This is a genomic window from Marinilactibacillus piezotolerans (assembly GCF_900114235.1).
Taxonomy (GTDB): Bacteria; Bacillota; Bacilli; order Lactobacillales; family Carnobacteriaceae_A; genus Marinilactibacillus; species Marinilactibacillus piezotolerans.
Genome location: NZ_FOSJ01000095.1, coordinates 1 through 3,149, shown reverse-complemented (window position 1 = coordinate 3,149; position 3,149 = coordinate 1). Strand labels below are relative to the sequence as shown.

At 36.5% G+C, this 3,149-nt stretch carries 1 protein-coding gene and 1 riboswitch; the gene reads right to left on the bottom strand.

What is annotated here, in order from left to right; translation table 11 throughout:
- Window positions 1-493: 493 nt before the first annotated feature.
- Entirely contained in the window at window positions 494-2,353 is a 1,860-nt protein-coding gene (locus BM212_RS12105) for a heavy metal translocating P-type ATPase (RefSeq protein ID WP_002337545.1), read from the bottom strand.
- A gap of 130 nt (window positions 2,354-2,483) precedes the next feature.
- A riboswitch (NiCo riboswitch) is annotated at window positions 2,484-2,592 on the bottom strand.
- Between the last annotated feature and the right edge of the window lie 557 nt (window positions 2,593-3,149).

The window sequence follows — 3,149 nt, the reverse complement described above, 5'->3', positions numbered from 1 at the left end:
CTTTCCTTTAAAATGATTCATCGTCATTCCTCCTGCTATCTTTTTCTATTATTCTACCTTATTTGATAGTAGATTTAAAACTTTGCAACAGAACCATTTTTCTTTCCTAAAATACACCTTTGCATGATTTTTTCCTCCTGTTTGTTGTTTGTAATGTAAGTCTACTGGATTGAATCAGATTAAGAATTGATCCTCATCAAGAAGTGGTTTTCCTTCGAAAATAGTTTTTCACTGCGCGGTCTTTTTTGTTTTACTCTTTCGTATAACTCTATGATAGCTCCTTTATTGTTTTTAATAATTGATGACAATCAAGTTTGAATAAACGATTTTTAGCATGTATTTAAAATAGATAAAGCTGATAATTTCTGTTCAGAAATTATCAGCTTTTTTGACGATTTAGGCTTTCGCCAAGGGTAAGCTTCATTCCCTACAGATACAAATTTAAAAAGCTGTAGATATTCGCTCACCCTTTCAGCTAATATCATGATGCAGTCTAATAAGCACCACTTAATTCCGCTTTTGTTTTTTCGGACCCTAACAACCGCAAGCCGTTTAAGATGACGAGGATTGTGGAGCCCTCATGGAATAGTACTGCTAAAGGAAGTCCCAGAACGCCGAACATATTTAAAGTAATCAAGCTGACAATAACAGCGATGGAGAAAATGACATTTTGAATAATGATTTTATTTAATTTCTTGCTTAGCTGATAGCTATAAAACAATTTAGACAAATCATTCTTCACTACAACGACATCAGAGGATTCCATTGCGACTGACGAGCCACTTCCCATCGCAATTCCGATATCTGCATTCGCTAGCGCGGGCGCATCATTGATCCCATCGCCAATCATCCCAACAACTTCTTCTTTTCCTTGGCTTTTTAAGACAAAATCTATTTTATCTTCCGGTAACATGGAAGAAATATAGTCATCTACCTTTACTTCCTTTGCAACCTGTGCCGCAACCTTTTCGTTATCTCCCGTTAAAAGATAAACCTTGATGCCCTCTTTTTGGAAATCCGCAACCGTACTCGCTGACTGCGGACGAATTCGATCCCGGAGTGAGAAGTAACCGACGACTTCATTTCCCTTCGCTACAAATATGGTCGTATCGCCTTTTTCCAGTAGCTTTTCAAACTGATCAAATTTATCATATTGCTTAAATGCATCCGGTTTTCCAACTAGGATTGCCCCTTTTTTAATTCCCGAACCAGCAATTTCTTCAATCGATTCCGCTTGATTCACTTGTGCTAAGTTAATCTCTTTAAAGGCAGAAACAATTGCTCTTCCGATTGGGTGACTGGATTGTTGCTCCATATAAATGACTTCTTTTAACAGCTCTTGGTCCAAATGATAATCGACCACTTGGAAGTCGCCATACGTCAATGTTCCGGTCTTATCTGTATACAAAATATTCATTGTACTTAACGCTTCCATTGCGGCTCCACCTTTAAATAAGATACCGTTTTTGGCTCCATTACTTATCGCGCTTAACGTAGCCGGTGTAGCTGATGCCATCAATGCACATGGACTAGCCACTGTTAAAAGTACCATTCCACGATAAAATGCTTCTTCTAATGGTAGGCTTAGGAAATAATATAGAAAGAAGATGAAAATAGGTATGATAATTAAAACGCCAATCACGTACTTACTTTCAATACGGTCTATAAACTTTGCGATTCGAGAAGGTTTGTTTTGTGCTTCTTCAACCATCCGGATAATATTGGAAAACATGGTTTGATTCAGTGTCTTGTTTACTTCTATATGAAAAACATTTCCTTCATTAATCGTTCCGGCAAAAACTTCCTCCTTTAACTCTTTTTCTACTGGGACAGACTCACCCGTTAAAGCCGCTTCATTCACGATTGCATTTCGGTCGATCAAGCCATCAATAGGGATTTGACCACCTTTCGATACCACGACAATGTCCCCAATAACTAACTCTTTCGTAGGGGTAACCACTACATCCCCATTTTCTTTTAGCACTTGGGCTGTGTCGGGTACTTGCGCCATTAATTCTGAAATCGCGCTGGTGGATTTGTTCGTTGCATAATCTTCCAAAACTTCTGCAGCAGCAAAAATCAATAGCAACGCCGCTCCTTCAGACTCAAAATCAATGATTACTGCACCAACTGCTGCCAAAACCATTAATAGGTCGACATTTGGTGAGCGATCTTTAATCGTTTCAACAACAGCATGTTTTGCCGCATAGAAGCCTAAAAAGAAAATTGAAATATAAAATAGTATGGAACTGTATGCATCATTTAGTGGGATAAAGATAAACCCTAAGATTGTAAATAAAACACCGACAACTAAAAATTGTCCTTGCCTACTTTTTGTTAGATACTCAACCATTTCTAAAACCTCTTTCATATTTTTTGTTTTTTTGCTTACCAATTATTACAAATCCATTTCATCTCATCTTTTCACTCCCCTTTATTTAGAAATATATATATAAAAAAGGGCACACCTATAGAACAGAATTAACTGTCCCACAGGTATGCCCTTATTATTTACATACTCTGCTGCCGCAAAAATTGCAGCCCGGCTGCATGGACCTTTTATATGTCCACCGCCTGTTCAGATCACAATGAATATAACCAACAAACAAAATCTGTTATATTCCAAAGCTTTCATTATTTAGTTTTAATATGCTTCATTGATTCTCATGTGACTATTATAACAAATTTTTTTTGAATTTCAAATCGCTTTTCCATTATTTGAACAGGGTAGAATAGCAATCGCAGCCATAAGCTTTGTGGCGGATCGAAGTCTAGGAAATGTATGCTTCCTTAGTTAGTTCATAAAGTTTTATTTCCACTTTTTTAAATAATTTTTGATATTCTTCTCCCATTTTTTGGTAAATTTCTAATAATTGCATCAATTCTTTTTTTTTAATAAATCACCCATGTGTTCACTCCTGTTCTCCCTCTGTTGTTTTGAATATTCATAATACTTTAAAGGGTTCTGTTGCAAAGTTTTCTGATAAACTGATTTTAAGGTAAAATGAATGGAAAAGATAGCTTGGAGGAATCAAGATAGATCATTTTAAAGGCAAGCAATTTCAGCAGGATGTGATTATTGTAGCCGTGGGCTACTATCTTCGTTATAACCTTAGCTATCGTGAAGTTCAAGAAATCTTATATGATCG

What these genes read in the sequence shown, in the direction of transcription:
- BM212_RS12105 (WP_002337545.1), bottom strand. Translation starts at nt 2,353, where the DNA reads ATGGTTGAGTATCTAACAAAAAGTAGGCAAGGACAATTTTTAGTTGTC.